The sequence below is a fragment of the Novosphingobium olei genome, assembly GCF_012927405.1.
GTDB lineage: Bacteria > Pseudomonadota > Alphaproteobacteria > Sphingomonadales > Sphingomonadaceae > Novosphingobium > Novosphingobium olei.
The window spans coordinates 310,863-333,544 of the sequence record NZ_JABBGM010000004.1; the positions used below are offsets into that span (position 1 = coordinate 310,863).

The window sequence follows — 22,682 nt, forward strand, 5'->3', positions numbered from 1 at the left end:
CGTTGGATGAAGGTTTCCAATCGTCCGCGACATTATTCGGGCACGGCGCGGCGCGGCACCCGCGCTGCCGTTGCGGAATTTGTCCGCGCCGCCTAAGGGCCTGCGCAGACCAGGAGTGAGCTGAAGATGGGTTTTCGTTGCGGGATCGTCGGACTGCCGAATGTCGGCAAGTCGACACTGTTCAATGCGCTGACCGAAACGCAGGCGGCGCAGGCGGCGAACTATCCGTTCTGCACGATCGAGCCGAACGTCGGCAACGTCGGCGTGCCCGACCCGCGGCTCGACAAGCTGGCGGCCATCGCCGGCAGCCAGAAGATCATCCCGACCCAGCTGGGCTTCGTCGATATCGCCGGCCTTGTCCGCGGTGCATCCAAGGGTGAAGGCCTGGGTAACCAGTTCCTGGGCAACATCCGCGAAGTCGATGCCATCGTGCACGTGCTGCGCTGCTTCGAGAACGACGATATCCAGCATGTCGACAACAAGGTCGATCCGATCTCCGACGCCGACACGGTCGAGACCGAGCTGATGCTGGCCGACCTCGAAAGCCTGGAAAAGCGCGTTCCCGCCGCCCAGAAGAAGGCCGCTGCGGGCGACAAGGAATCGAAGATCGTCGCCTCGGTGCTGGGCCAGGCGCTGGCGCTGCTGCGCGAAGGCAAGCCCGCGCGGCTGACCGTGCCCAAGGACGACGAGGAAGCGCGCGTGTTTGCGCAGGCGCAGCTGCTGACCTCGAAGCCGGTGCTCTATGTCTGCAACGTCGAGGAAGAAAGCGCAGCGGAAGGCAACGCCTTCTCCGCCCGCGTGTTCGAAAAGGCCAAGGCCGAAGGCGCCAACGCGGTGATCGTATCGGCCGCGATCGAGGCGGAGCTGGTCGGCATGGATCCCGAGGAGCGCACCGTGTTCCTCGAGGAAATGGGCTTGCACGAAACCGGCCTCGCCCGCGTGATCCGCTCGGGCTACGACCTGCTGCACCTGATCACCTTCTTCACCGTCGGCCCCAAGGAAGCGCGCGCCTGGACCGTGCACAAGGGCGCGAAGGCGCCCGAAGCGGCCGGCGAGATCCACTCCGACATGCAGCGCGGCTTCATCCGCGCCGAGACGATCGCCTACGACGACTACGTCACGCTCGGCGGTGAAACGGCGGCCAAGGATGCAGGCAAGCTGCGCCAGGAAGGCAAGGAATACATCGTCCACGACGGCGACGTGATGCACTTCAAGTTCAACGTCTGAACCGCTGACGAACGCCCCGCCATTTGGGCGGGAGCCAATCGGGCGAATTGCCGTTCCCTTGTCGAAACAAGGGGATGTGATGGCGAAATTGACACGGGCCGATGTGCTGGCACGCGCGGGCTATGCCGCGCGCGGTGTGGTCTACGCGCTGCTTGGCTGGCTGGCGCTGGAAACGCGAAGTGCCGCCGACGATGGCCAGAACGCGGTGTTCGACATGGTGCAGGACATGCCGGCGGGCGGATTGGCGCTGGCGCTGCTGGTCGCAGGCCTGGTTGCATACGGGATCTACAAGCTGGCAGGCGCGCTGTTCGATCTCGAACGCCACGGCCACGATGCCAAGGGCGTCGCGGTGCGCATCGGTCAGGGCGCCGGCGCGCTCGCCTATCTCGGCATGGCGTTCGCGGCCGCCAAGTTCGCGCTCGGCTATCGGCACTTCGCGCACGAGGGCGCGCATGGCGGGGCCGAGATGGCCGGCGGCGTGCTGGCCTGGCCGCTGGGCTGGGTGCTGATCGGGCTTGCCGGAATCGCCTTCGTCATCGCGGCGTTGTTCCAGGCGTTCGGTGCCGCCACGGGCCACTTCATGAAGCGCATTGCCAGCGATGCACCGCGCGCGAGGGAAGCGCTGGGCCGGATCGGCCTCGCCGCGCGGGCGGTGGTGTTCGGACTGGTCGGCTGGTCGCTGCTGCGCTCGGCCTGGCTGGTGCGCCATGCCGAAGTCCGCGATCTGGGTGGCGTGCTCGAACAGTTGCGCACCCAGCAGACGATCCATCTGCTCGTGGCGGCAGGCCTTCTGGTGTTCGGCCTCTTCAGCCTCATCTGCGCACGCTACCGCGTGGTGCCCGCCGTCGACGTGGTGCACGCGGCCCGCCGACGATTTAATTGATCGGTTGACGCAGTCGGGCCGTGCAGGCACGTTTCAGCGCATGCAGTATTACGAAGATATCGTCCCCGGCAGCAGCGACCGCTTCGGCGCCTATGCCGTGACCCGCGAAGAAGTGATCGAATTCGCATCGAAGTACGACCCGCAGCCGTTCCATCTCGACGACGAAGCCGCGAAGCAGACCTATTTCGGCAGGCTTTCGGCGAGCGGCTGGCACACTTGCGCGATGACCATGGCGATGCTGGTGGAGCAACTCAAGCAGCACCAGCAGGCCGGGCTCGGCTCGCCGGGCGTCGATGAGCTGCGCTGGGTCAAGCCCGTCTATCCCGGCGACACGCTGACCTGCGAGCGCATCACCATCGACAAGAAGCGCAGCAAGTCCCGGCCGGAGATGGGCAGCTTCCGCAACGAGGTCAAAGTGCTCAACCAGCACGGCGAAGTGGTGATGACGATGAAGTCGACCGGTTTCATCCGCACCCGCGATCCGAACGGAACCGACTGAATCGACGCGCCCTTCGCGCCGCTACATCGGCTTGCACTGGGCAGTGCCCTTGCTGTTGTAGACCACCTGGTCATAGGGATCGGTCACCGTCAGCTGCGCATCGAACATCTCGACCGCGCCGTTGACGACATGCTTGCCACCGTCGATCCGCGTCAGCCGCAACGAATATTCCTTGCCGCTGTAATGCGACCACGCTTCCTGCGGCAGCCTGGCGCTGCCCTTGTCGGCCGCCAGCACGACGATATGGCCATCGAGCTTGATCGCCGCCCTTTGGCCCTGTGCCAGCGCGGTGGCCCCCATCCCGCCGCCATCGGCGACAAAGTTGCAGCCGGCCGCGATCAGCTTGTTGTCGCGTATGTCGAAGTAGCCGATCGGCTGTGGATCGATCATCCGCGCCGGCGGCTTGGCGTCCTGCGCCGCCTGGACCTGCGCGATGGCCTGCTCGTCGCTCTCCTTCGGCTTGCTGGAACAGGCGGCCAGGGCCAGCAGGGCAAACGGCATGATCAGGCGGCGCATCGCAATCCTCTCGTCGATTTTAGCCGAGCCTAGCGCAAAGGCGCGTTGCAGCAAGAAGCACGCTGCCGTGTGATCGAGGATACAAGAGAAGGTGGCAGGAGAGGCCCACATGACCCGCATTTCGATGATCGAGCACGATGGCTGGAGCAAGGCGCTGCGCGACGCGACCAACCCGGACGCGATGACCTCGCTTGAGCGGGGCACCTTGCGCATCATGGCGCACAAGCCCGAAACGGCCCTTGGCTTTGTCGGCTTTTTCGGCGCCCTTCGAGGCGAGCGCACGCTACCCGAACGGCTGACAGAGCTGATGCGCCTGCGCATTGCCTTCCACAACCAGTGCCGCAGCTGCATGGCAGTGCGCTACAGCGATGCCGCGGCGGACGGTGTCGACGAGGCCCTCGTCTGCTCGCTCGAGCGGCCGGCGGAAGCGGAAAACCTGACCGAGCGGGAAAAGCTGGCGATCGATTACGGCGAGCGGCTCGCAACCAACCACCTATCGCTGGACGATGAATATCACGCGCGGCTGAAGAAACATTTCACCGAGGCCGAGATCGTCGAACTTGGCATCTTCGCCGCGCTTTGCGTCGGTTTCGGTCGACTGGGCGCGAGTTGGGATATGGTCGAGGAACTGCCCGAAGCGTTCCGTGCGCGCGAGGGCGGGCCGATCGCGCCCTGGGGTCAACGCGAAGTGGTGGGCGTGCGCTAAGCCAAGGCGCTTACTTGCGCCCGAACAGCTTCTCGATGTCGCCATGGGCGAGCTTCACCCACGTGGGCCGGCCGTGGTTGCATTGACCAGAGCGCGGAGTGACTTCCATCTCGCGCAGCAGGGCGTTCATTTCCGGCACCGACAGCTGCCGCCCCGCGCGCACCGAGCCGTGGCAGGCCATCGTCGCGAGCACGAGGTCGAGCTTTTCTTCCAGCAGCAGCGCATCGCCGTGGCGGGCGAGATCGTCGGCCACATCGTTTACCAGCGCCGCGGGATCGCCCTTGGCGAGCGCGGCGGGAACGGCGCGCACCAGCATGGCGGCCGGACCGAACCGTTCGAGCAGCAGTCCGAAACGCGCAAGCTTGGGCGCGGCATCCTCGAGCCGGTCGGCAGCGAGTTCCTCCACCTCCACCACTTCGGGGATCAGCAGCGCCTGGCTGGGTGCCTCGCCCGCGCCCGCCCCGGCCGCGCGCAACCGTTCGAGCACCAGCCGCTCGTGCGCGGCATGCTGGTCGACCAGCACGAGCCCGTCGGCGGCTTCGGCGACGATGTAGGTGTTGGCGACCTGCCCGCGCGCGACCCCTAGCGGATGCTCGACCGCTTGCGGAACCGGCACCGATGCCTCCTCGGCGCGGGCCACCGGCGGCGCCATGACGCTTGCCTCGTACCCGCGCCAGGCCCGGCCGGCTTCGGACAGTCGCTGCGGCGCGGGGGCGAAAATGTTGCCTTGCACGGGCGCGCCTGGCGTGAACGTCGGTGTGCTGATCGGCTCGGAACGCCACGAAGCCATCGCGGCGGCATCGGGCGCCTGCGCGCTGCGCTTGTCCCCGGCGGCGAGCGCATGGCGCAGCCCGGAGACGATCAGCCCGCGCACCAGCTGCGGATCGCGAAAGCGGACCTCGGTCTTCGCCGGGTGCACGTTGACGTCGACTTCGCTTGGCGGAACGTCGAGGAACAGCGCCAGCACCGCGTGGCGATCACGCGCCAGCATGTCGGCATAGGCGCCGCGCACCGCGCCGACCATCAGCTTGTCCTTCACCGGGCGGCCATTGACGAACAGGTACTGGTGATCGGCCATGCCGCGATTGTAGGTCGGCAGGCCTGCAACGCCGCCGAGGCGATATTCCCCGCGCTCCAGGTCGACCGCGACCGCATTGTCCTTGAGTTCGCGCGCGACGAGCAGCGCGACGCGTGCCTCGAGACTGTCGCCCGGCTGGACCTGCAGCGCGCGGCGCCCGTCGTGTTCGAGCGTGAAGCCGATGTCGGGGCGAGCCATGGCCAGACGGCGCACGACGTCGAGGCTGGCCGCCCATTCGCTGCGAGGCGAGCGCAAGAACTTGCGGCGCGCGGGGATCTTGCCGAACAGGTCTTCGACCCGCACCCGCGTGCCCGGCGGCAGCGCGGCGGGGCCTTCGGACAGGAGCGCGCCGTGATCGACCACGCGCTTCCAGGCCTCGCCGGTTTCGCGGCTGCGGCTTTCGATCGTCACCCTCGCGACCGAGGCAATCGAGGGCAGCGCCTCTCCGCGAAAGCCCAGGGTCGCCACCAGCTCGATCGCTTCGTCCGGCAGCTTGCTGGTGGCATGGCGTTCGAGCGCGAGCGCGATTTCGTCGGCGCGCATGCCGCAGCCGTCGTCGGTCACCTCGATCAGCGCGAGGCCCCCTTCGCCGAGGCGAACGGTGATCGCAGAAGCGCCCGCATCGATCGCGTTCTCGACCAGTTCCTTGAGCGCCGAGGCCGGCCGCTCGACAACTTCGCCCGCCGCGATGCGGTTGACCAGCGTTTCGGGCAGGCGGCGAATGGTGCGGGATGGCAAGGCTGGCGGAGGCTGCGACATGGCTCCGGACAATCCTAGCGACGAGCGTGCGAAAATTCGAGACAAGCGGTGCGACTTATCCCCTTCGACCTCGCACAAAATATTGGGTTTTGCGCAGGGCTTGCGCTAATGAGCCGCCTTCGCTGGACGCTCACTTCTGGAGGGGGAAGCGCATCGCTTTTGCGCAAACCCCCTGATTCTCGACGGATTCCCTGATGGCTTCGATGTTTTCCCGATTCTTCAAGTTCGGTTCCCAGAACATTGCGATCGACCTCGGCACGGCCAATACGCTGGTTTACGTGCAAGATCGCGGCATTGTTCTGAATGAACCTTCCGTCGTCGCCATCGAAACATTGAATGGCATCAAGAAGGTCAAGGCCGTCGGTGACGACGCCAAGATGATGATGGGCAAGACGCCCGACAACATCGAGGCCATCCGCCCCTTGCGCGACGGTGTCATCGCCGACATCGAAGTCGCCGAGGCGATGATCAAGCACTTCATCCAGAAGGTGCACGGCAAGAAGAGCCTGCTGCGCTATCCCGAGATCGTGATCTGCGTGCCTTCGGGCTCGACCTCGGTCGAACGCCGCGCCATCCGCGATGCGGCCAGCAACGCCGGCGCCAGCCAGGTCTACCTGATCCTTGAACCGATGGCCGCAGCGATCGGCGCCGACATGCCGGTGACCGAGCCGGTCGGCTCGATGGTCGTCGACATCGGCGGCGGCACCACCGAAGTCGCGGTGCTTTCGCTGCGAGGCCTTGCCTATACCACCAGCGTGCGCGTCGGCGGCGACAAGATGGACGAAGCGATCGTTTCCTACGTCCGTCGCCACCACAACCTGCTGATCGGCGAAGCGACCGCCGAGCGCATCAAGAAGGATTACGGCATCGCCACCGTGCCTGCCGACGGCATTGGCGAGACGATCCACATCAAGGGTCGCGACCTGGTCAACGGTGTGCCCAAGGAAATCACGATCACCCAGGCCAACGTGGCTGAGGCGCTGTCCGAACCGATCGGCGCGATCGTCGAAGGCGTGCGCATCGCGCTGGAAAACACCGCGCCCGAACTGGCGGCCGACATCGTCGACCAGGGTATCGTGCTGACGGGCGGCGGCGCGCTGATCCGCGGGCTTGACGAACACCTGCGCGAAGAGACCGGCCTGCCGGTCTCCGTGGCCGAGGATCCGCTGTCCTGCGTCGCGCTTGGCACTGGCCGTGCCATGGAAGATCCGATCTATCGCGGCGTGTTGATGACCGCGTAAACCGCAGGTTCAGTCGTCAGGGTGCGTTGCGTCTGGCAAGACCTGCGCGCCAGTCGGCGGCGGTGACGAAGGGGTGATGACAATGGCGCGGTCGCAGGACAGGCGCCCGGGCTTTTCGCGCAGGGCGCAAGTCGGGATCTTCACCGGCTACGTGGTCGCCGTGGCCGGCGTTCTGCTGGGCGCGGTGCTGCTTGTCGTGTCGCTGTTCAACCCCGGTGCCTTCTCGTTTGCGCGCGCCAGTGCCGCCGAGGTGGCGCGCCCGCTGGGCGTGGCGGGGGCGGAGACGCGCGTGGCGAGCCAGGGCATCTTCGCCGCCATCGGCGCCTATCTCAACGCCGGGCGCCAGAACGCCGAACTCAGCCGCGAAGTCGCCGCAGCCCGCGCCAATGCCGTGGCGATGCGCGCGATCGAAGCCGAGAACCGGCGGCTCAAGGTCTTGCTTGGCATTGCCGAAACCCAGCCCCGACCCATTGCGGCGGCGCGGTTGATCGGCTCCACCGCGTCCAGTTCGCGCCGTTTCGCGGTGCTTTCGGTCGGCAGTCGCCAAGGCGTCAGCAAGGGCCAGCCCGTTCGCGGGGGCGGCGGGCTTATCGGCCGGGTGATCGAGACCGGGCCCGACACCGCTCGGATCCTGCTGGTCACAGATCCCGACAACGTGGTGCCCGTCCGACGCGCCAGCGATGGACTGCCGGGCTTCGTCCAGGGCGGCGCCAATGGACGCATCGACATTCGCCTGATCAATTCGGGCATCAACCCGCTGCACAAGGGTGACGTCTTCGTGACGTCGGGTTCGGGCGGCATCTATCCGCCGGGCATTCCGGTCGCGGTCGCTACCGAACCGCATCGCGATGGCGCGACCGGGCATCTCGCCAGCGATCCGTCGGACGCCGACTACGTGCTGGTCCTGCCAATGTATCAGCCGACAGCGGTCAGCGCGCTGGAAGCCACCCAGAAGGCAGCCCCGCCCCCGCCCGAGGACGAAAAGCCGTGATCGGCGGCCGCTTCGCCGGCGGTGCCGCGCGGGTGCGCAACCCGATCAACCGGGCCCCGTCGCTGCTGCTGGCGGTAGGGCTGCCGTGGCTGGCGATCATGCTCGCCGCAATGGCCAGCTTTTCACCGATCATCGCGTCGGCCCCGGTGCTGCCGCCCCTATCATTCATGATGCTGCTCGGCTGGCGCATGCTGCGCCCGACGCTGCTGCCGGTCTGGGCCGGCCTGCCGCTCGGCGCCTGGGACGACTTGTTCAGCGGGCAGCCGTTCGGCAGCGGCATTGTGCTGTTTTCCGGGGCGATGCTGGCCATGGAGGCGATCGACGCGCGCTTCCTGTGGCGCGGCTTTGCACAGGACTGGCTGGCCGGCGCCGCCTTGCTCGCCGCCTATCTTCTGCTTTCGGCGGGCTTCGCTGGCCTTGCAGCCGGCTATCCGCTGCCCATGACGATCGGGCCGCAGCTTCTTCTTGCCGTGGTGCTGTTCCCGCCTGTCACCCGCATCGTCGCGGTGATCGACCGCCTGCGCCTGCTGCCGCTCAAGAGGATCTGACGCCGGTGAAGCAGAAGCTGCCGATGACCTCGGCAATCCTCACCAACAAGTTCGAACGCCGCACGTTCGTGCTCGGCACGGCGCAGGCGGCGGTGGGCGTGCTGCTCGCCACGCGTCTCGGCTACCTGTCGGTGGCGGAGAATGCCAAGTACCGCGCCGCTTCAGAAAGCAACCGCGTCAACCTGACGCTGATCCCGCCGCGGCGCGGCTGGGTGATCGACCGACGCGGCGCTGCCCTGGCCGCCAATCGTGCCGATTTCCGCGTCGACCTGATCCCCGACCGGGTGGTCGATGCCGACGCCACGCTCGCCACGCTCGGGCCGCTGCTCGGCCTGACCGCCGACAAGGTCAGCGACATCAAGACCCGGCTGGACAAGGCGCGCGGATTCCAGCCGGTCGAAGTCGCTTCGAACCTCGATTGGGACAAGTTCGCCGCCGTCTCGGTCCGCCTGCCCGAACTGCCCGGGGTTATCCCGCAGCGTGGCTATTCGCGGTTCTATCCCACCGGTCCCTCGGTCGGCCACCTCGTCGGCTATGTCGGTCCGGCCTCGGCCGAGGACTACGAGCGCGAACGCAATCCGCTGCTGATCACGCCCGGCTTCAAGATCGGCAAGGATGGTCTTGAAAAGCACTTCGAGGAGCGCCTGCGCGGCGTTCCCGGCGCCCGCCGCGTCGAGGCGACGGCATCGGGCCGCGTGGTGCGCGACCTTGGCACGCGCGAAGACGTGCCGGGCAAGCCGATCCAGCTGACCATCCGCGCCGGCCTACAGGACTACGCCGCGCGGCGCATCGGCCTCGAAAGCGGCTCTGTGGTGGTGATGGACTGCGCCACCGGGGATGTGCTGGCGATGGTTTCGATGCCCAGCTTCGATCCCAATTCGTTCAGCGACGGGATCGGCCGCATCGAATGGAAGATGCTGTCGGAGGACGACCACGTGCCCTTGCGCAACAAGGTGCTGCGCGGCCTCTATCCGCCGGGCTCCACCGTGAAGCCGATGGTGGCGCTCTCGTTCCTCGAAGCCGGGCTAGACCCCAACGCCAGCGTCGGCTGTGCCGGCGGCCTGCGCGTAGGCAACCGCGTGTTCCACTGCTGGAACCACCGCGGCCACGGCAGCGTCGACATGGCCAAGGGCATCTACCAGTCGTGCGACGTCTACTTCTACCACTTCGCGCAACAGATCGGCATGGACACGATCGCGAAGATGGCGCGCCGCCTCGGCCTCGGCCAGGAATTCGAGATGCCCTATCCTGGGCAGTCCTATGGCACCGTGCCCGATCCTGCGTGGAAGCTGCGCAAGTACAAGAAGGAGTGGGCGATCTACGACACCGTCAATGCAACGATCGGCCAGGGCTACATGCTGGTCAATCCGTTGCAGCAGGCGGTGATGGCTTCGCGCCTTGCCTCGGGACTTGAGCTGAAGCCGCGCCTGCTGCTCGATCGAAATGCGCCACGCGCGCCGTCGATGGGCTTCAAGCAGGAACATCTCGACCTGATCCATTCGGCCATGAACGAGGTGGTGAACGGGCGCGGCACCGCGGGGCACGCCCGCCTGCCGCTCGCCAACGTGCAGATGGCGGGCAAGACCGGCACAGCGCAGGTCGTCGGGCTGAACATCGGCAACGGCAAGGGCGGCCAGTGGAAGCATCGCGACCACGGCCACTTCATCTGCTTCGCCCCGTTCGACAAGCCGCGCTTTGCCTGTGCCGTCGTCATCGAGCACGGTGGCGGCAGCCCCGCCGCGTATCCCATCGCGCGCGACGTGATGACGTACCTTTTCGACCCGGCCAAGGCGATGGAAGCGCTCGAGGCATACGAAAAGCAGTGGGGCGGCGATGTGCGCACGCGGATGCGCGCCAAGTACGATGCCTATGCCGCCCGGTTCGGCGCCAGCGCGCCTGCCGCGCCGGACGAGGACCAGGCGGCGGAGGAAGTTGCGGCAGAAAACAAGCCTGCGCCCGAACCGACCGCGGCGCAGACCGATGCCGCAGCGCCCGCGCCCGAACCCGAACCTGCGCCAATCGTCGTCCCCTCGCCCGCAGCGCCCGCTGCTGCGCCCGGCACAACGCCGCTGCCAGGGACCTGAGCCAACGATGCAGCGCGCCTATATCCCGCAGATAATCGCGCGGCAGCCCTGGCGGGTGATCCTGCCGCTGTTCGCGCTCGTCGTGTTCGGCAGCCTCGTGCTCTATTCGGCGGCCGGCGGCAACATCCGCCCCTGGGCCGGCATGCACGTTGCCCGCTTCATCGTTTTCCTGGTGATGGCCGCCACGATCGCGCGGGTGCCGCAGGAATGGTTCAAGCGCGCCGCGCTGCCGATCTACGTGATCCTGTGCGTCCTGCTGGTGCTCGTCGAACTGATCGGGGGGATTGGCGGCGGAAGCCAGCGCTGGCTGAACCTCGGCTTCATGACGCTCCAGCCATCGGAACTGATGAAGCCCGGCATCGTGCTGGTGCTCGCCTGGTTCTACTCCGTGCTGCCCGTCGGCGAGATCAACGGCTGGCGCGCGATCGTGCCGGCGCTGCTGCTGCTGGGTTTCCCTGCAGGCCTCGTGATGCTGCAGCCTGACCTTGGCACCGGGCTTGCCATCAGCTTCGGCGCGGTGGTGATGATGTTTCTGGCAGGCCTTCCCTTGCGCCTGTTCATCGGGGGCGCGCTTGCCGGCGCAGTTGCGGCGCCGATCGCGTTCTTCACGCTGCTGCACGACTATCAGCGCAAGCGTGTGCTGGTGTTTCTCGATCCCGAAAGCGATCCGCTGGGTTCGGGCTACCACATCACCCAGTCGAAGATCGCGATCGGTTCGGGCGGCCTTCTCGGCAAGGGGTTCGGCAACGGCTCGCAAAGCCACCTCGATTACCTGCCCGAAGCGCACACCGACTTCGTGTTCGCCACGATGAGCGAGGAGTGGGGCATGCTCGGCGGCCTGTTCGTGCTCGCCGTGTTCTTCCTCGTGTTCCGCTGGGGACTGAAGGTCGCAACCAATGCGCCCGACCGGTTCTCGCGCCTGCTGGCAGCGGGCATGGTCACGACGATCTTCTTCTACATGTGCATCAACCTGATGATGGTCATGGGCCTTGCGCCCGTGGTCGGAATTCCGCTGCCTTTCATGAGCCACGGCGGATCGTCGATGATGACCAACATGATCTGCATCGGCACGATCATGGCCGTGGACCGCTGGTCGCGCCGTGGCAGCACAGGGCTGTTGTAGAAAACTTTCAATTTCCCCCTTGGCAGGCGCGCCAGAATCGTTATGGGGGCGGCTCCGCGGCGCACCAACGCCGAGACGGGATATGGACGCATAGCTCAGTTGGTAGAGCAGCTGACTCTTAATCAGCGGGTCCTAGGTTCGAGCCCTAGTGCGTCCACCATCCCTTCCTGCCCCAAGGCAGCCATCCCGATCGGGATACGGACGCATAGCTCAGTTGGTAGAGCAGCTGACTCTTAATCAGCGGGTCCTAGGTTCGAGCCCTAGTGCGTCCACCAAATTCTCTAATTAAATCAATATACTAAAGGTCAATCGCTTCGAGATTTCCGCGGAGCCTTTGCTTCTAGGTAGCTCTCTAGGTAGCAGGCCGATAAAATCGCCCCACCGCAAAAAGAAAGCGCTTCGGGCACTGTGGCCGAAACCTGGCGCGAATTGAGTTGGTGTTCCGAACGCGGCCGCTTGAATGCCGCGGCGATTTGGCTGGCATTGAATGACACCCCTCGTCCCTTCGACCCGACGACGTGGCGGATCAGCCGAGGCTTTCTTCGATCATCAACAGAGCGAGGAAGCCCACGAAGAACATGGCGGTGATCAAGGGGCTGTCTGGCTGCTCGTGCGCTTCAACGAGCAGTTCCTCGGCAACGAGATACAGCAATGCGATCAGTCCAAAAGCCAAGAACCCGGTGATCACCTGAGCTGGGAGCAATGCGACGGGCGTAGCAGCGAGCGTCCCCAAGGGGAGCAACAGGGCCAAGGCGACCGAAAGGGCGACAATTTGCGCGCGCGAGCGGATCGTCTCACCAAGCTCCGCCGTAACGGTGAGCCCCAGAAACAATACCTCCAGCGTAAGGGCAATGGTCAGCAACACGCCTGCCTTTTCGCCAGCTAGGAAGGCGAGCCCGAGCACTAGGCCGTCAATGAATATGTCAATGCCGATGGCGCTGACCATTCCGACAGGGCCTTGCCAACGACCTTCAAGCGACTTGACGAACAGCATGACGAGAACACCGAGTGTGCCGCCGATGAATGTCGCCCAGAGCGACCCGCCGTGCTTGACCTGGGGTAGGATTTCCGCAGCAGCGGCTGCGAAGACGACGCCCGCCGCTAGATGCTGCACGGCGCTGACAAGCTTTGGTCCGGGGCGCTGCAAAACCGCAAAGACCGCACCGACAAAAACGGCGAAGACGGGAATCAGTGCGTAGATCAGGTTCGGCACTGCCTAGGCCTTTCTCGATCAGACGACATCATCGGGCTCGAGTGCGCAATTCTCAGCCGCGCTGGTCTCGATCTGGATGGTAGGATGATCGATCGAAAAGCGGCTTTTCAATTCGCGAGCGAGATCGGCGGAGAATGCGTCACCCGGATAGCCGGCAGGCACGACGAGGTGCACGGTAAGTGCGGTTTCAGTGGTACTCATCGACCAGATATGCAGGTCGTGTATCGCGGCAACCCCCGGCTGGCCTTTAATGAATTCAGCGACTTCGTCCTGGTCGACGCCAGGTGGAATGGCGTGCAGGCTCATGTTCACTGAGTCCCTTAGCAATCCCCAGGTGCCCACCGCGATTACCGCGACGATCACCAGACTGACCGCGGGATCGATCCAACTCCATCCGGTCGCAAGGATTACGAAACCCGCGACCACGACGCCTGCCGATACGGCCGCGTCAGCCGCCATATGCAGGAAGGCGCCGCGAATGTTGATGTCGCCCTTGCTGCCGCGCATGAACATCAGCGCCGTAGCGGTGTTGATGGCTATGCCGATGGCCGCGACGATGATCACGGTTTTGCCGGCGACTGGCGCGGGCTCGGAGAACCGCCCAACAGCCTCGAAGGCAATGATCGAGATCGCGACGACCAGGAACAGGGCGTTAATTAAAGCAGCAACGATCGAAGATGAACGCAAGCCGTAGCTATACCGACCTCCCGGTTTTCGCTTGGCGAGGATCGTCGCGACCCAGGCAATCAGCAATCCCAGCACGTCGCTGAAATTGTGCCCGGCGTCAGCGAGCAGCGCCATCGAGTTGCTGAGGAAGCCGTAAACCGCCTCGACGATGACGAAGCCCATGTTGAGCGATACGCCGATGGCGAAGGCCAGCCCGAAGTCCTTGGGGGCATGGCTATGGCCGTGGCCGTGCGAGTGACCAGCATGATCGCTGTGATCGTGCCCCGAGTGATCGTGTGCATGTTCATCCGCCATCTGCTTTCCTTCTACTTCTCGACCAGTTCGCCGCCGAACCTGTCGACGTCAGTGTAATCCCCTGCGACATGTTGTTTATGCCGACCCTTGAGCAGCAGATGGCTGATCGCGGGCAAGACAAAGAGCGTGAGGATGGTCGAAGTGATCAGGCCGCCGATCACGACGATCGCCAACGGCTTTTGCACCTCCGCGCCCTGACCGGTTGCCAGCGCCATCGGCACGAAGCCGATCGCCGGCACGATTCCGGTCATAAGCACGGCGCGGAAGCGTTCGATTGCTCCCTCCGTCACCGCGCGATCGACTGGTAGCCCGGAATCGATCCGCTGGTTGATGGCGGTCATGACCACCAGGCCATTCAGGACTCCCACGCCCGCCAGCACGATGAACCCAACGGCCGCCGATACCGAGAACGGCAACCCGGTTAGCAGCAGCCCAAACACACCGCCGGCAAGGCCAAGCGGAATCGCCGAGTAGACCGCGATTGCCGGACGCGCGCCTTTGAGCGCCATGAATAGAATGCCGAAGATCGCTGCAAACACTAGCGGGATGACGATGGTCAGCCGCCGCGAGGCAGCCTGGAGGTTTTCGAACTGCCCTCCCCATTCGATGAAGGTGCCGGGTGGCAACTTGACCTGCTCGCCGACCTTGGCCTGGGCTTCGGCAATGAAGGAGCCTAGATCGTTGCCGCGGACATTGGCCTGCACCACGACACGGCGCTTGCCGTTGTCGCGGCTCACCTGGTTCAAGCCTTCCGAGAAGGTGAACCTCGCCAGTGCGCCGAGCGGGATCGAGGCGCGATCACCGTCGTTGAGCAGCATCACCGGCAGAGCTGCCACGGCGCTCAGATCGTCGCGAATGGCATGGGGAAGGCGCACGACGATATCAAAGCGACGGTCACCTTCGAACACGATCCCGGCCTCGCGCCCCCCGAGCGCGGCAGCGACGGTGTCGGTCACGTCCTGAAGCGACAGGCCGTAGCGAGCGATAGCATCGCGGTCGAACTGGACGTCGAGCGTCGGAAATCCCTCGGTTTGTTCGACCTTGACGTCAGCGGCACCAGGAACGGTTCGCAGGACGCTCGCGACCTGCTGGGCGACCCCGCCCATTCGGGTCAGGTCATCGCCGTAGAGCTTAATCGCGATGTCACCGCGTACGCCGGCGATGAGTTCGTTGAACCGCAGCTGGATAGGTTGGCTGACTTCAAAGGCGCTGCCGACCATAGGCTTGAGCCGCTGCTCGAGCCTCTCGATCACGTCTTCCTTGCTGTCGACGCCGGTGGGCCACTCGCTCTTCGGCTTGAGGATGATGAACGAGTCCGAGGCATTGGGCGGCATCGGGTCGGTGGCAACTTCGGCCGTCCCGGTTTTGGAGAACACGAAGGCCACTTCGGGCATTCCCGCGACCGCTTTCTCGATCTGCATCTGCAGCCCCTTCGACTGCGCCAGTGAGGTTGAAGGTATGCGCAGCCCCTGCATCGCCAGGTTGCCTTCGTTGAGCTGCGGAATGAACTCGCGGCCGAGCATCATGAAAACGAGCCCGGCAAGGACGAAGGTCCCGACGCCAGCACCGATCCACGGCCAAGGCCGCGCCACGGCCCTGTCGAGCAGTGGCTCGTATCGCTGCTTGGCCCAAGCGATCGCCCTGACTTCCTTCTCGCCGACCTTTCCGCGGATGAGCAGCGCGACCATTGCCGGAACAAAGGTCAGAGACGCGATGAAGGCCCCGCCAAGGGCAAGCATCACGGTGATCGCCATCGGCGAGAACATCTTGCCCTCGACTCCGGTGAAGGTCAGCAACGGCGCGAACACGAGGAAGATGATTGCTTGGCCAAAGATAGTCGGGCGGACCATTTCGCGCGCGGCCTCGAACACCTCGTGCAACCGCTCGTTGAGGTCGAGCAGCCGCCCCTCATGGTGTTGTCGCTCGGCAAGACGTCTCAGGCAGTTCTCGATGATGATGATCGAACCATCGACGATGAGGCCGAAATCGAGCGCACCAAGGCTCATCAGGTTGCCCGACGTGCCGGTGGCGTTCATTCCTGTTGCCATCATCAGGAAGGACAACGGAATGACGAGCGTTGCGATGACCGCTGCGCGAATGTTGCCGAGCAGCCAGAATAGCACGACGATCACCAGCAGCGCGCCTTCGGTGAGGTTCTTTTCAACCGTGGCAATGGTCGAGTTGACCAGGGTCGAGCGATTGAGCACGGGCGTGACCACGATCCCCGGCGGCAGTGACTTCGAGACCTCCGTGAGCTTGGTTGAGACCGCATCGGCAACGATCCGGCTATTGCCACCGGCGATCATCAGCGCGGTGCCGATCACCACCTCCTTGCCGTTCTTGGACGCCGCCCCAGTGCGAAGATCGCCGCCGACGCGTACCGTCGCGACATCGCGCACCGACACGGGCACCCCGCCGCGCGTTGCAACCGCTGCGCGGCCGATCTCGTCAATCGTATGGATGCGTCCATCGGCACGGACCAGAAAGGCCTCGCCGCCGCGCTGGATGAAGTTCGCCCCGACCGAAACGTTGGCTTTCTCGAGTGCTTCGGCGAGCTCCGAGAAAGAAATCCCGTAGCTCGCCAGCTTCGCGACATCGGGCTCGACCAACAGCTGCTTTTCGTAGCCGCCGATACTGTCGATGCCCGCTACGCCTTTGACGGTCTTGAGCTGCGGGCTGATCATCCAGTCCTGGACGGTTCGCAGGTAACCCAGCTTGGCAACGTCGTCGGTCAGAATTTCACCATCGACGGTCAGGTAGCTGCCGTCAGGCTGGAAGCCGGGCCGCCCTGCGACCCGGAGCGCAAACTTCGACCCGGCGGGCGCGAAATCGACGACGTACATGAGCACTTCACCGAGGCCGGTGGTGATCGGCCCCATCGAGGGCTCGACGCCGGCCGGCAAATTGTCCTTGGCCTGGTTGAGCCGTTCGGCAACTTGCTGGCGCGCGAAATAGAGGTCGACGCCTTCATCGAAAACCACTGTGACCTGGCTGAAACCGTTGCGCGAAATCGAGCGCGAGCTTTCCAGACCGGGGATCCCGGCCATCGCGGTTTCGACCGGGAAAGTGACCAGCCGCTCCATGTCGAGCGGCCCGAGCGCAGGCGCGACGGTGTTGATCTGCACCTGTTTGTTGGTGATGTCGGGCACGGCGTCGATCGGCAGCTTGAGCAGCTGGAATGCGCCGAAGGCGGCAACGATGAGCGTGGCGACGACCACGCCCCAGCGGAAGCGGATCGCCGCGTCGAGAAGCTTTTCGATCATCTCAGTGCTCCGCCTCGCCCTTGCCGAGTTCGGCTTTGAGGAGGAACGCGCCGCGCGTTGCGACCGTGCTGCCCGGATTCAGCCCCGCGACGATCTCGACCCGGCCTGCGCTGCGCTGGCCGACCGTAACCTTGGTCGCCTGGAAGCCCTTTGCCGTGCGTACGAACACCACGTCGCGTCCTTCGACGCTCTGCACCGCCTCTTCGGGCAGGCCGATGCTGGCGGTTGGCGAGGCGCCGCGCGGAATGATCCGTACCCTGAGGCCTTGACCAGGAGTGAGCTGGGAGCCGCTGTCGGGAACCAGCACGATCGTCGCGACCTTGCTTTCCGCGTCGAGACTGGGAGTAGCCGAACGCACCGTCGCGCCGACGGTCTCGCCGCCGATTAGCTCAATCACTGCACGGTCGCCCGGTGAAACACGGCGCGCATCGGCGGGCAGTACCGAGGCGTTGACCTGGATCTTGCGGGGATCGGCGACACGAAACAGTTCGGTGCCGGCCGCGACATAGGCACCCAGACGGGCATCGGCTTTGGTGACGCGGCCTGAAATCAGGCTCGTGACGGCAAGCGTGCGACCGTCGCCCGACACCTTCGAGGCGCTCGCCGCCGACTGGCTGCGCCGCATTTCGGCTTCGGCTTCAGCCAGCGCCGCGCGCGCCGCCTCGAAATCCTGCCGGGCGGTAACCTTCGCTTCGAACAGCCGACGCTCACGCTCATAGGTCGAACGGGCAAGTGCTACCCGCGCGCTTGCGGTGCTGCGCTCGGCGGAAAGTGCCGCTGCATCGCGGCTCTCGAGCCATGCGATAGCCTCGCCCGCCGCGACCGGATCGCCGAGCCGCTTGGTGAGCCGAACCACTGCACCATCCGCGCGTGCGGTGAGGACTGCCTCGCCGTCAGGCGCGGGCGCGACCACCCCCTGCGCCAGAATCTCCGCGCCAAGTGTACCTGACTGGACAACCTCGGTGACGATCCCGGCCGACCCGGCGCGCGCCGCGTTCATCGCGACAAACCCTTCGACGTGCCCTTCTTCCTTCCCCGCTTCTTCGCCTTCGGTCGCGGTGGCTGTGGTATCGGCAGGCGCCAGCAAGGTACGCCCGATCATGATGCCGCCGCCGCCGACCAAGAGCAGTATGGCGGCGAAAACGACGATAAGTCGTTTCCTCTCAGGGGTGTTTTCGATGTCCATGATTGTGTCCTTCACTGCGCGGTCGCGCGGTTGAGCGCGGCAAGCGCGCGAGCGCGGTCGAGCCGCGCCGAGATGAGTGCTTCACGCGCGGCATTGAGGGCAGATTGCGCGTCGATGAGTTCGATCAGGCTGAACTTGCCTGCTGCGTAGCCGATCCGTGCAAGCCGCAAGGCCTCCTCGGCCTGCGCGAGGCCCGGTCCCGACAAGGCTGCGACACGCTCGTTGGCGGCTCCGAGCAACATCCGCGCGTCGTGCTGCGCGCGGTTCGCATCGAGCCGGACCTGCGCCAGCGCCGCTTCTGCTGCGAGGCTGTCGGACCCGGCCGCAGCGATGTTACCGCGGTTGCGATCGCGGATCGGCAGCGGCAGCGCGATCCCTGCGACGAAGGCGGTTTCGCGCCCGTCACTGATCCGGCGTACTCCTGCACTGGCAGTGAGGTCCGGCACCGCGTCGGCCTGCGCAACCCGGATACGGGCGCGGGCGGCATCGCGCTCCGCCGCTGCCACTTGCTCGTCGAGCGTCGGCGTGGCTGGGGGCAAGAGCGGCGGCGTCACGCCATCGTCGAATCCTGCAGACGATAACTCGGAGTCGCTGCTGCCGATCAAGTCAGCCAACGCGCGCCGTGCGGTCAGCAGCTCGCCGAAGGTTCGGGCCTGTTCGGCCTTCGCTTCGGCCAGCAGCGCGTCAGCACGCAGCTTCCGCAAGGGCGGGTCGCGTCCGACCTCGACGTATAGCCCGGCAGAGCGCGCCAGTTCCTCGGCTTGTGCGACATTGTCGCGCGCGAGCACCGCGCGGTCCTCAGCGGCGCGCAGTTCGGCATAAGCGATGCGGATGTCACGCGCGAGATCGGCCTCTGCGCGCTTGTAGGCGAGCAGTGCAGCATCGCGCTCGGCACCTGCTACCGCCATGCGAGCGCCGCGCTTGCCGCCGAGTTCGAGCCGCTGGCTTAGTGCGAGCGTGGTCTCGGCACTGCGCACGTTGCGATAGGGTCCCGTGCCGGCAAAGTTCTCGACCTCGAGCGAGATTTCCGGGTTGGGCGAGACGCCAGCTTGCCGAGCTCTCGCCTCCGCAGCTTCTGCCTGCGCGCGCGCTTGCGCAATGCGCGGGGAACTCTGTGCACCTTGCGCAAGTGCATCACGCAGGGAAACCTCGGCGGCCCCGGCATGAGAACCGGTCAGCAGAACGGCTGACGCGATCAACCATCGAAACTGCATCACGCGCCACCGTGAGACGGGTCAACGGATGGGTCCGCACCGATGCAGCTATTCGGTAGGGAGGAAGGTTCGCTTCCGGGGTCATGGACGACGTGAGAGATCCGAACGCTATCGATATTCAATGCGGGAAAGTCGGCCTCGGCCGAGAAGCGCCATTGGCCGCGGGAGTGAAATCTATATCGCCCCCAACTGGTTTCCTGACATGCGACTGACCGACCGTTTTTGACAAACAGTACGTGTAAGTCGCCCGACTTTTTGGCGAACCATTTTTTGTTCCGAACGTAGCCGGAAACGATCGTGCGTCCGGCCTCAGCCTTTACAGTCACCCATTGCACATAGACCCAGGCATTCGGTTCAATCTGAACAGGGATATCGACGCGGGTCGGCCGCGCGACAGCCGTTGATGCGGCGACGAGCACCGCAGGCGCAAAAGCGCCAAGAAGCAACATTCGCATGTGATGAGAATCCTGAAAAAGCCAGAATCGACGCCGAGAAACGGCGTTCGCGAAGCTGGATTTTCAGGCTGCGGGCGGCTCGGTGGGCGGTGCCTGTGCGAGGGAGGCCAAGCTCCGGCTGATAGCAGGCGACGGGAGCGCCTCACTCATCCGCGAGGCAGGCACAACGGCCGGGGCGACCACCTCGAGTGCAATCGTACAGTGATGGTGCGTTGCCGGCTGTCCAGGCATGTCCGGGACCTTGCCTGTCGGATCATGGGCCGCCGTGGAAGTGGCCTCATGGATGTCGAGTACCTCACCGGCATGGCCAAATTCGGCGCCGCGCTCATGCGCGACAGCTGGCGCCACCACGCCACCGAACAGGATGCCGATCAGCACCAGAAAGGATAGAAACCGTCCCCGCACCACGAAGCGCGTAGCAGGACCATCAAATTTGGGCAACCGCGACCTCATCGGCGAAGCCCTGCCCAGCTGTATTCTGATCCACATTTGCGGTGGCCAAGTCATGCGTGCCGCTACGCTTCGCACTACTGTCGCACCAGTCTTAGACCATTGCCGACCACGAGAAGGCTGGCCCCCATGTCTGCGAATACGGCCATCCACATGGTTCCGTATCCGAACATCGTGAGCCCGAGAAAGAAAGCTTTCACACCCAGCGCCAGTGTAATGTTCTGGACGAGCACGGTCCGGGTCATTTGGGACAGCCGGGCAAAGCGCCCGATCTTGTTGAGATCATCGTCCATCAAGGCGACGTCGGCAGTCTCGATCGCGGTATCCGAACCGGCTGCACCCATCGCAAAGCCGATCTCGGCGCGCGCGAGCGCGGGTGCGTCATTGATTCCGTCACCGACCATGCCGACGAACCGGCCTTCGCGGATGTAGGATTCAATCGCCTGGAGCTTGTCTTCGGGAAGCTGGTCGCCGAGCGCTTTATCGATCCCGACCTGTTGTGCGATGGCACTCGCCGTTCGTGCATTGTCGCCTGTGAGCATCACTGTTTCAATGCCGAGCTCGCGCAATGCCTGAATGGCAAACCGGCTGCTATCCTTGATCGTGTCGGCAACAGCGAGGAGAATGAGGGGTTGCTTGCCGTCTGTCAGGACGATGACCGTCTTGCCCTGTTGTTCCAGCCGCTCGAGTTCCGCCTCGACTTCTGGCAAGCACACTCCGGTTTCGTGCATCAGCCGGTGATTTCCGAGCAAATAGTCCGCGCCCGCGATTGTGCCCTTCACGCCGCGCCCCGGGAGCGCGGCAAAGCCGGTCACCTCGAGCAATTTTACGCCAGTCTTTCGACCGGCTTCGGCAACCGCAAAAGAGACGGGATGGTCCGAGCGAGCAGCGAGACTGGTTGCAACGCTTACAACGTCGATGCCGTCTGCCCGCTCGAATTGTACGGTATCGGTCAGCGCGGGTTTACCATGGGTAATCGTCCCGGTCTTGTCGATGGCTAGCAGAGTGAGCTTGTGGCCTTGCTCGAGATAGACCCCGCCCTTTATCAGGATTCCCCGGCGTGCAGCAGCCGCCAATCCGCTGACGATCGTGACCGGCGTCGAGATGACCAGTGCACAGGGGCAGGCGATCACCAACAAGACCAGTGCTTTATAGATCCACTCCTGCCAGCTGGCGCCGAGCAGCAGCGGGGCAGCGAAGGCAACGGCAACCGCTACCAGAAACACGGCCGGCGTATAAATTCGCGCGAATTGGTCTACAAACCGTTGGGTAGGCGCTCGGGCGCCCTGTGCGGACTCCACAGCCTGAATGATCCGGGCAAGAGTCGAGTGACCCGAATCTGCGGTGACTTCATATTCGAAGGACCCGGCTTCGTTCAGTGTGCCAGCGAATACCGCATCGCCGGGTCCTTTTTCGACCGGCAAACTCTCACCGGTAATCGCCGCCTGGTTAAGCGTGGAATGGCCGCTGACCACGGTGCCATCGAGACCGATGCTTTGTCCCGGCTTGATCCTTACGACCTCGCCGATCGCGACCGAGGCAGCGGGCCGATCGATCCACGATCCGTCGGGCTGCCGAACGGTGGCATAGTCCGGAGCAAGCTGAATGAGGCTGCGGATGGCATTGCGAGCGCGATCGAGTGACTTCGCCTCGATCAGTTCCGCAATCGCGAACAGGACCATGACCATGGCGGCTTCCGGCCACTGCCGGAGCAACAGCGCGCCCGTCACCGCAATGCTCATCAGGGCATTCATATTGAGATTGCCGTGGCGCAGCGCGATCCATCCCTTGCGGTAGGTATCGATGCCACAGCTGAGGATGGCCAACAGGGCCAGCAGGGCGACAGCCCACTCGGGCATTCCCGTCCAATGTAGGATCTCAGCGGCTAGTGCGGCAATTCCGCCAGCTGCGTATGGCCACCAGGGCTCGGCGGGCTCCGCCTCGCTCGGTTCCTGATCAGCGGCCGCCTCGAATGCTTCGGATTCCATGCCGAGTTCGCGAATTGCGGCCTGGACTGCCGGCAGTGCGCCCGCTCGGTGAACGACCGTCAGCATGCGCTGCATCAGATTGAATTCGAGCGACTGAATCTCGCTCATCCCGCCGAGCTTCTTGCGGATTAGCGCTTCCTCGGTCGGACAATCCATCTCGGCTATCCGTAGGCGGGTCACGCTGCTGCCATCAGGCAAGGCTGATGCCAAAGGCTCTGATCCTGCAACGGCCGCAACGGTCGCCGAGCACGAAGCGGAGCAGTTGTCAGCCATCCCT

18 protein-coding genes and 2 tRNA genes are annotated in these 22,682 nt (G+C 64.8%); 11 read left to right on the top strand and 9 right to left on the bottom strand.

Annotation, left to right across the window (positions count from 1 at the left end; genetic code table 11):
• The first annotated feature begins 126 nt into the window (after positions 1 to 126).
• The 3 genes from ychF (at position 127) to HHL27_RS11560 (ending at position 2,609) form a co-directional block, all read left to right on the top strand.
• Positions 127 to 1,227: a redox-regulated ATPase YchF gene (ychF, locus tag HHL27_RS11550; RefSeq protein ID WP_169493545.1), complete on the top strand. Its 1,101-nt coding sequence runs from the start codon at positions 127 to 129 to the stop codon at positions 1,225 to 1,227.
• Positions 1,228 to 1,306: 79 nt separating this feature from the next.
• A complete protein-coding gene (locus tag HHL27_RS11555; RefSeq protein ID WP_169493546.1) occupies positions 1,307 to 2,110 on the top strand; it encodes a DUF1206 domain-containing protein in 804 nt (267 codons plus the stop codon).
• 40 nt (positions 2,111 to 2,150) lie between these two features.
• The gene (locus HHL27_RS11560; protein WP_169493547.1) at positions 2,151 to 2,609 is read left to right on the top strand and encodes a MaoC family dehydratase; all 459 of its coding nucleotides are present in this window, start codon (positions 2,151 to 2,153) and stop codon (positions 2,607 to 2,609) included.
• 21 nt (positions 2,610 to 2,630) lie between these two features.
• On the opposite strand, the gene HHL27_RS11565 is transcribed toward HHL27_RS11560, so the two are convergent.
• Entirely contained in the window at positions 2,631 to 3,125 is a 495-nt protein-coding gene (locus HHL27_RS11565; protein ID WP_169493548.1) for a hypothetical protein, read from the bottom strand.
• A gap of 109 nt (positions 3,126 to 3,234) precedes the next feature.
• On the opposite strand from HHL27_RS11565, the gene HHL27_RS11570 reads away from it, so the two are divergent.
• Positions 3,235 to 3,831 carry a carboxymuconolactone decarboxylase family protein gene (locus HHL27_RS11570; RefSeq protein ID WP_169493549.1) on the top strand — a complete coding sequence of 199 codons (597 nt, stop codon included), beginning with the start codon at positions 3,235 to 3,237 and terminating at the stop codon, positions 3,829 to 3,831.
• Between the two features lie 10 nt (positions 3,832 to 3,841).
• Here the strand turns inward: HHL27_RS11570 and mutL are convergent, their stop codons facing one another.
• On the bottom strand, positions 3,842 to 5,668 hold the full coding sequence (mutL, locus tag HHL27_RS11575; protein WP_169493550.1) for a DNA mismatch repair endonuclease MutL: 1,827 nt from the start codon (positions 5,666 to 5,668) through the stop codon (positions 3,842 to 3,844).
• Positions 5,669 to 5,862: 194 nt separating this feature from the next.
• Here mutL and HHL27_RS11580 point away from each other — a divergent pair, with 194 nt between their 5' ends.
• The 7 genes from HHL27_RS11580 to HHL27_RS11610 all read left to right on the top strand — a co-directional run bounded on the left by HHL27_RS11580 (position 5,863) and on the right by HHL27_RS11610 (position 11,930).
• Positions 5,863 to 6,909 (top strand): rod shape-determining protein, encoded by a 1,047-nt coding sequence (locus HHL27_RS11580; RefSeq protein ID WP_169493551.1) that lies wholly within the window; start codon positions 5,863 to 5,865, stop codon positions 6,907 to 6,909.
• An 82-nt stretch (positions 6,910 to 6,991) separates the two neighbouring features.
• Positions 6,992 to 7,900: a rod shape-determining protein MreC gene (mreC, locus tag HHL27_RS11585; RefSeq protein ID WP_169493552.1), complete on the top strand. Its 909-nt coding sequence runs from the start codon at positions 6,992 to 6,994 to the stop codon at positions 7,898 to 7,900.
• The gene (locus tag HHL27_RS11590) at positions 7,897 to 8,448 is read left to right on the top strand and encodes a rod shape-determining protein MreD (RefSeq protein WP_169493553.1); all 552 of its coding nucleotides are present in this window, start codon (positions 7,897 to 7,899) and stop codon (positions 8,446 to 8,448) included. The genes mreC and HHL27_RS11590 overlap by 4 nt, the downstream gene beginning before the upstream one ends.
• 23 nt (positions 8,449 to 8,471) lie before the next feature.
• Positions 8,472 to 10,532: a penicillin-binding protein 2 gene (gene mrdA / locus HHL27_RS11595; protein WP_206069568.1), complete on the top strand. Its 2,061-nt coding sequence runs from the start codon at positions 8,472 to 8,474 to the stop codon at positions 10,530 to 10,532.
• Between the two features lie 7 nt (positions 10,533 to 10,539).
• Positions 10,540 to 11,655 (top strand): rod shape-determining protein RodA, encoded by a 1,116-nt coding sequence (rodA, locus tag HHL27_RS11600; protein ID WP_169493555.1) that lies wholly within the window; start codon positions 10,540 to 10,542, stop codon positions 11,653 to 11,655.
• A gap of 84 nt (positions 11,656 to 11,739) precedes the next feature.
• Positions 11,740 to 11,815, top strand: a tRNA-Lys gene (locus HHL27_RS11605).
• 39 nt (positions 11,816 to 11,854) lie between these two features.
• A tRNA-Lys gene (locus HHL27_RS11610) sits at positions 11,855 to 11,930 on the top strand.
• Between the two features lie 251 nt (positions 11,931 to 12,181).
• Here the strand turns inward: HHL27_RS11610 and HHL27_RS11615 are convergent.
• The 7 genes from HHL27_RS11615 to HHL27_RS11645 all read right to left on the bottom strand — a co-directional run bounded on the left by HHL27_RS11615 (position 12,182) and on the right by HHL27_RS11645 (position 22,678).
• Positions 12,182 to 12,868, bottom strand: a complete 687-nt coding sequence (locus tag HHL27_RS11615; RefSeq protein ID WP_169493556.1) for a ZIP family metal transporter — start codon at positions 12,866 to 12,868, stop codon at positions 12,182 to 12,184.
• An 18-nt stretch (positions 12,869 to 12,886) separates the two neighbouring features.
• On the bottom strand, positions 12,887 to 13,849 hold the full coding sequence (locus HHL27_RS11620) for a cation diffusion facilitator family transporter (protein ID WP_169493557.1): 963 nt from the start codon (positions 13,847 to 13,849) through the stop codon (positions 12,887 to 12,889).
• 11 nt (positions 13,850 to 13,860) lie between these two features.
• Positions 13,861 to 17,112 carry an efflux RND transporter permease subunit gene (locus HHL27_RS11625; protein WP_169493558.1) on the bottom strand — a complete coding sequence of 1,084 codons (3,252 nt, stop codon included), beginning with the start codon at positions 17,110 to 17,112 and terminating at the stop codon, positions 13,861 to 13,863.
• Position 17,113: 1 nt separating this feature from the next.
• Complete coding sequence (locus HHL27_RS11630) at positions 17,114 to 18,298, bottom strand: efflux RND transporter periplasmic adaptor subunit (protein WP_169493559.1); 1,185 nt, start codon at positions 18,296 to 18,298, stop codon at positions 17,114 to 17,116.
• Between the two features lie 11 nt (positions 18,299 to 18,309).
• On the bottom strand, positions 18,310 to 19,512 hold the full coding sequence (locus tag HHL27_RS11635) for a TolC family protein (RefSeq protein WP_169493560.1): 1,203 nt from the start codon (positions 19,510 to 19,512) through the stop codon (positions 18,310 to 18,312).
• Complete coding sequence (locus HHL27_RS11640; protein ID WP_169493561.1) at positions 19,512 to 19,967, bottom strand: hypothetical protein; 456 nt, start codon at positions 19,965 to 19,967, stop codon at positions 19,512 to 19,514. The genes HHL27_RS11635 and HHL27_RS11640 overlap by 1 nt, the downstream gene beginning before the upstream one ends.
• Positions 19,968 to 20,494: 527 nt before the next feature.
• Positions 20,495 to 22,678 (bottom strand): heavy metal translocating P-type ATPase, encoded by a 2,184-nt coding sequence (locus HHL27_RS11645; protein ID WP_240959698.1) that lies wholly within the window; start codon positions 22,676 to 22,678, stop codon positions 20,495 to 20,497.
• Positions 22,679 to 22,682 lie beyond the last annotated feature (4 nt).

Bases quoted from the DNA above. Each gene is read 5' to 3' on its own strand.
- ychF (WP_169493545.1), top strand. From the start codon at position 127: ATGGGTTTTCGTTGCGGGATCGTCGGACTGCCGAATGTCGGCAAGTCG.
- HHL27_RS11555 (WP_169493546.1), top strand. From the start codon at position 1,307: ATGGCGAAATTGACACGGGCCGATGTGCTGGCACGCGCGGGCTATGCC.
- HHL27_RS11560 (WP_169493547.1), top strand. From the start codon at position 2,151: ATGCAGTATTACGAAGATATCGTCCCCGGCAGCAGCGACCGCTTCGGC.
- HHL27_RS11565 (WP_169493548.1), bottom strand. From the start codon at position 3,125: ATGCGCCGCCTGATCATGCCGTTTGCCCTGCTGGCCCTGGCCGCCTGT.
- HHL27_RS11570 (WP_169493549.1), top strand. From the start codon at position 3,235: ATGACCCGCATTTCGATGATCGAGCACGATGGCTGGAGCAAGGCGCTG.
- mutL (WP_169493550.1), bottom strand. From the start codon at position 5,668: ATGTCGCAGCCTCCGCCAGCCTTGCCATCCCGCACCATTCGCCGCCTG.
- HHL27_RS11580 (WP_169493551.1), top strand. From the start codon at position 5,863: ATGGCTTCGATGTTTTCCCGATTCTTCAAGTTCGGTTCCCAGAACATT.
- mreC (WP_169493552.1), top strand. From the start codon at position 6,992: ATGGCGCGGTCGCAGGACAGGCGCCCGGGCTTTTCGCGCAGGGCGCAA.
- mrdA (WP_206069568.1), top strand. From the start codon at position 8,472: ATGACCTCGGCAATCCTCACCAACAAGTTCGAACGCCGCACGTTCGTG.
- rodA (WP_169493555.1), top strand. From the start codon at position 10,540: ATGCAGCGCGCCTATATCCCGCAGATAATCGCGCGGCAGCCCTGGCGG.
- HHL27_RS11620 (WP_169493557.1), bottom strand. From the start codon at position 13,849: ATGGCGGATGAACATGCACACGATCACTCGGGGCACGATCACAGCGAT.
- HHL27_RS11625 (WP_169493558.1), bottom strand. From the start codon at position 17,112: ATGATCGAAAAGCTTCTCGACGCGGCGATCCGCTTCCGCTGGGGCGTG.
- HHL27_RS11630 (WP_169493559.1), bottom strand. From the start codon at position 18,298: ATGGACATCGAAAACACCCCTGAGAGGAAACGACTTATCGTCGTTTTC.
- HHL27_RS11635 (WP_169493560.1), bottom strand. From the start codon at position 19,512: ATGCAGTTTCGATGGTTGATCGCGTCAGCCGTTCTGCTGACCGGTTCT.
- HHL27_RS11640 (WP_169493561.1), bottom strand. From the start codon at position 19,967: ATGCGAATGTTGCTTCTTGGCGCTTTTGCGCCTGCGGTGCTCGTCGCC.
- HHL27_RS11645 (WP_240959698.1), bottom strand. From the start codon at position 22,678: ATGGCTGACAACTGCTCCGCTTCGTGCTCGGCGACCGTTGCGGCCGTT.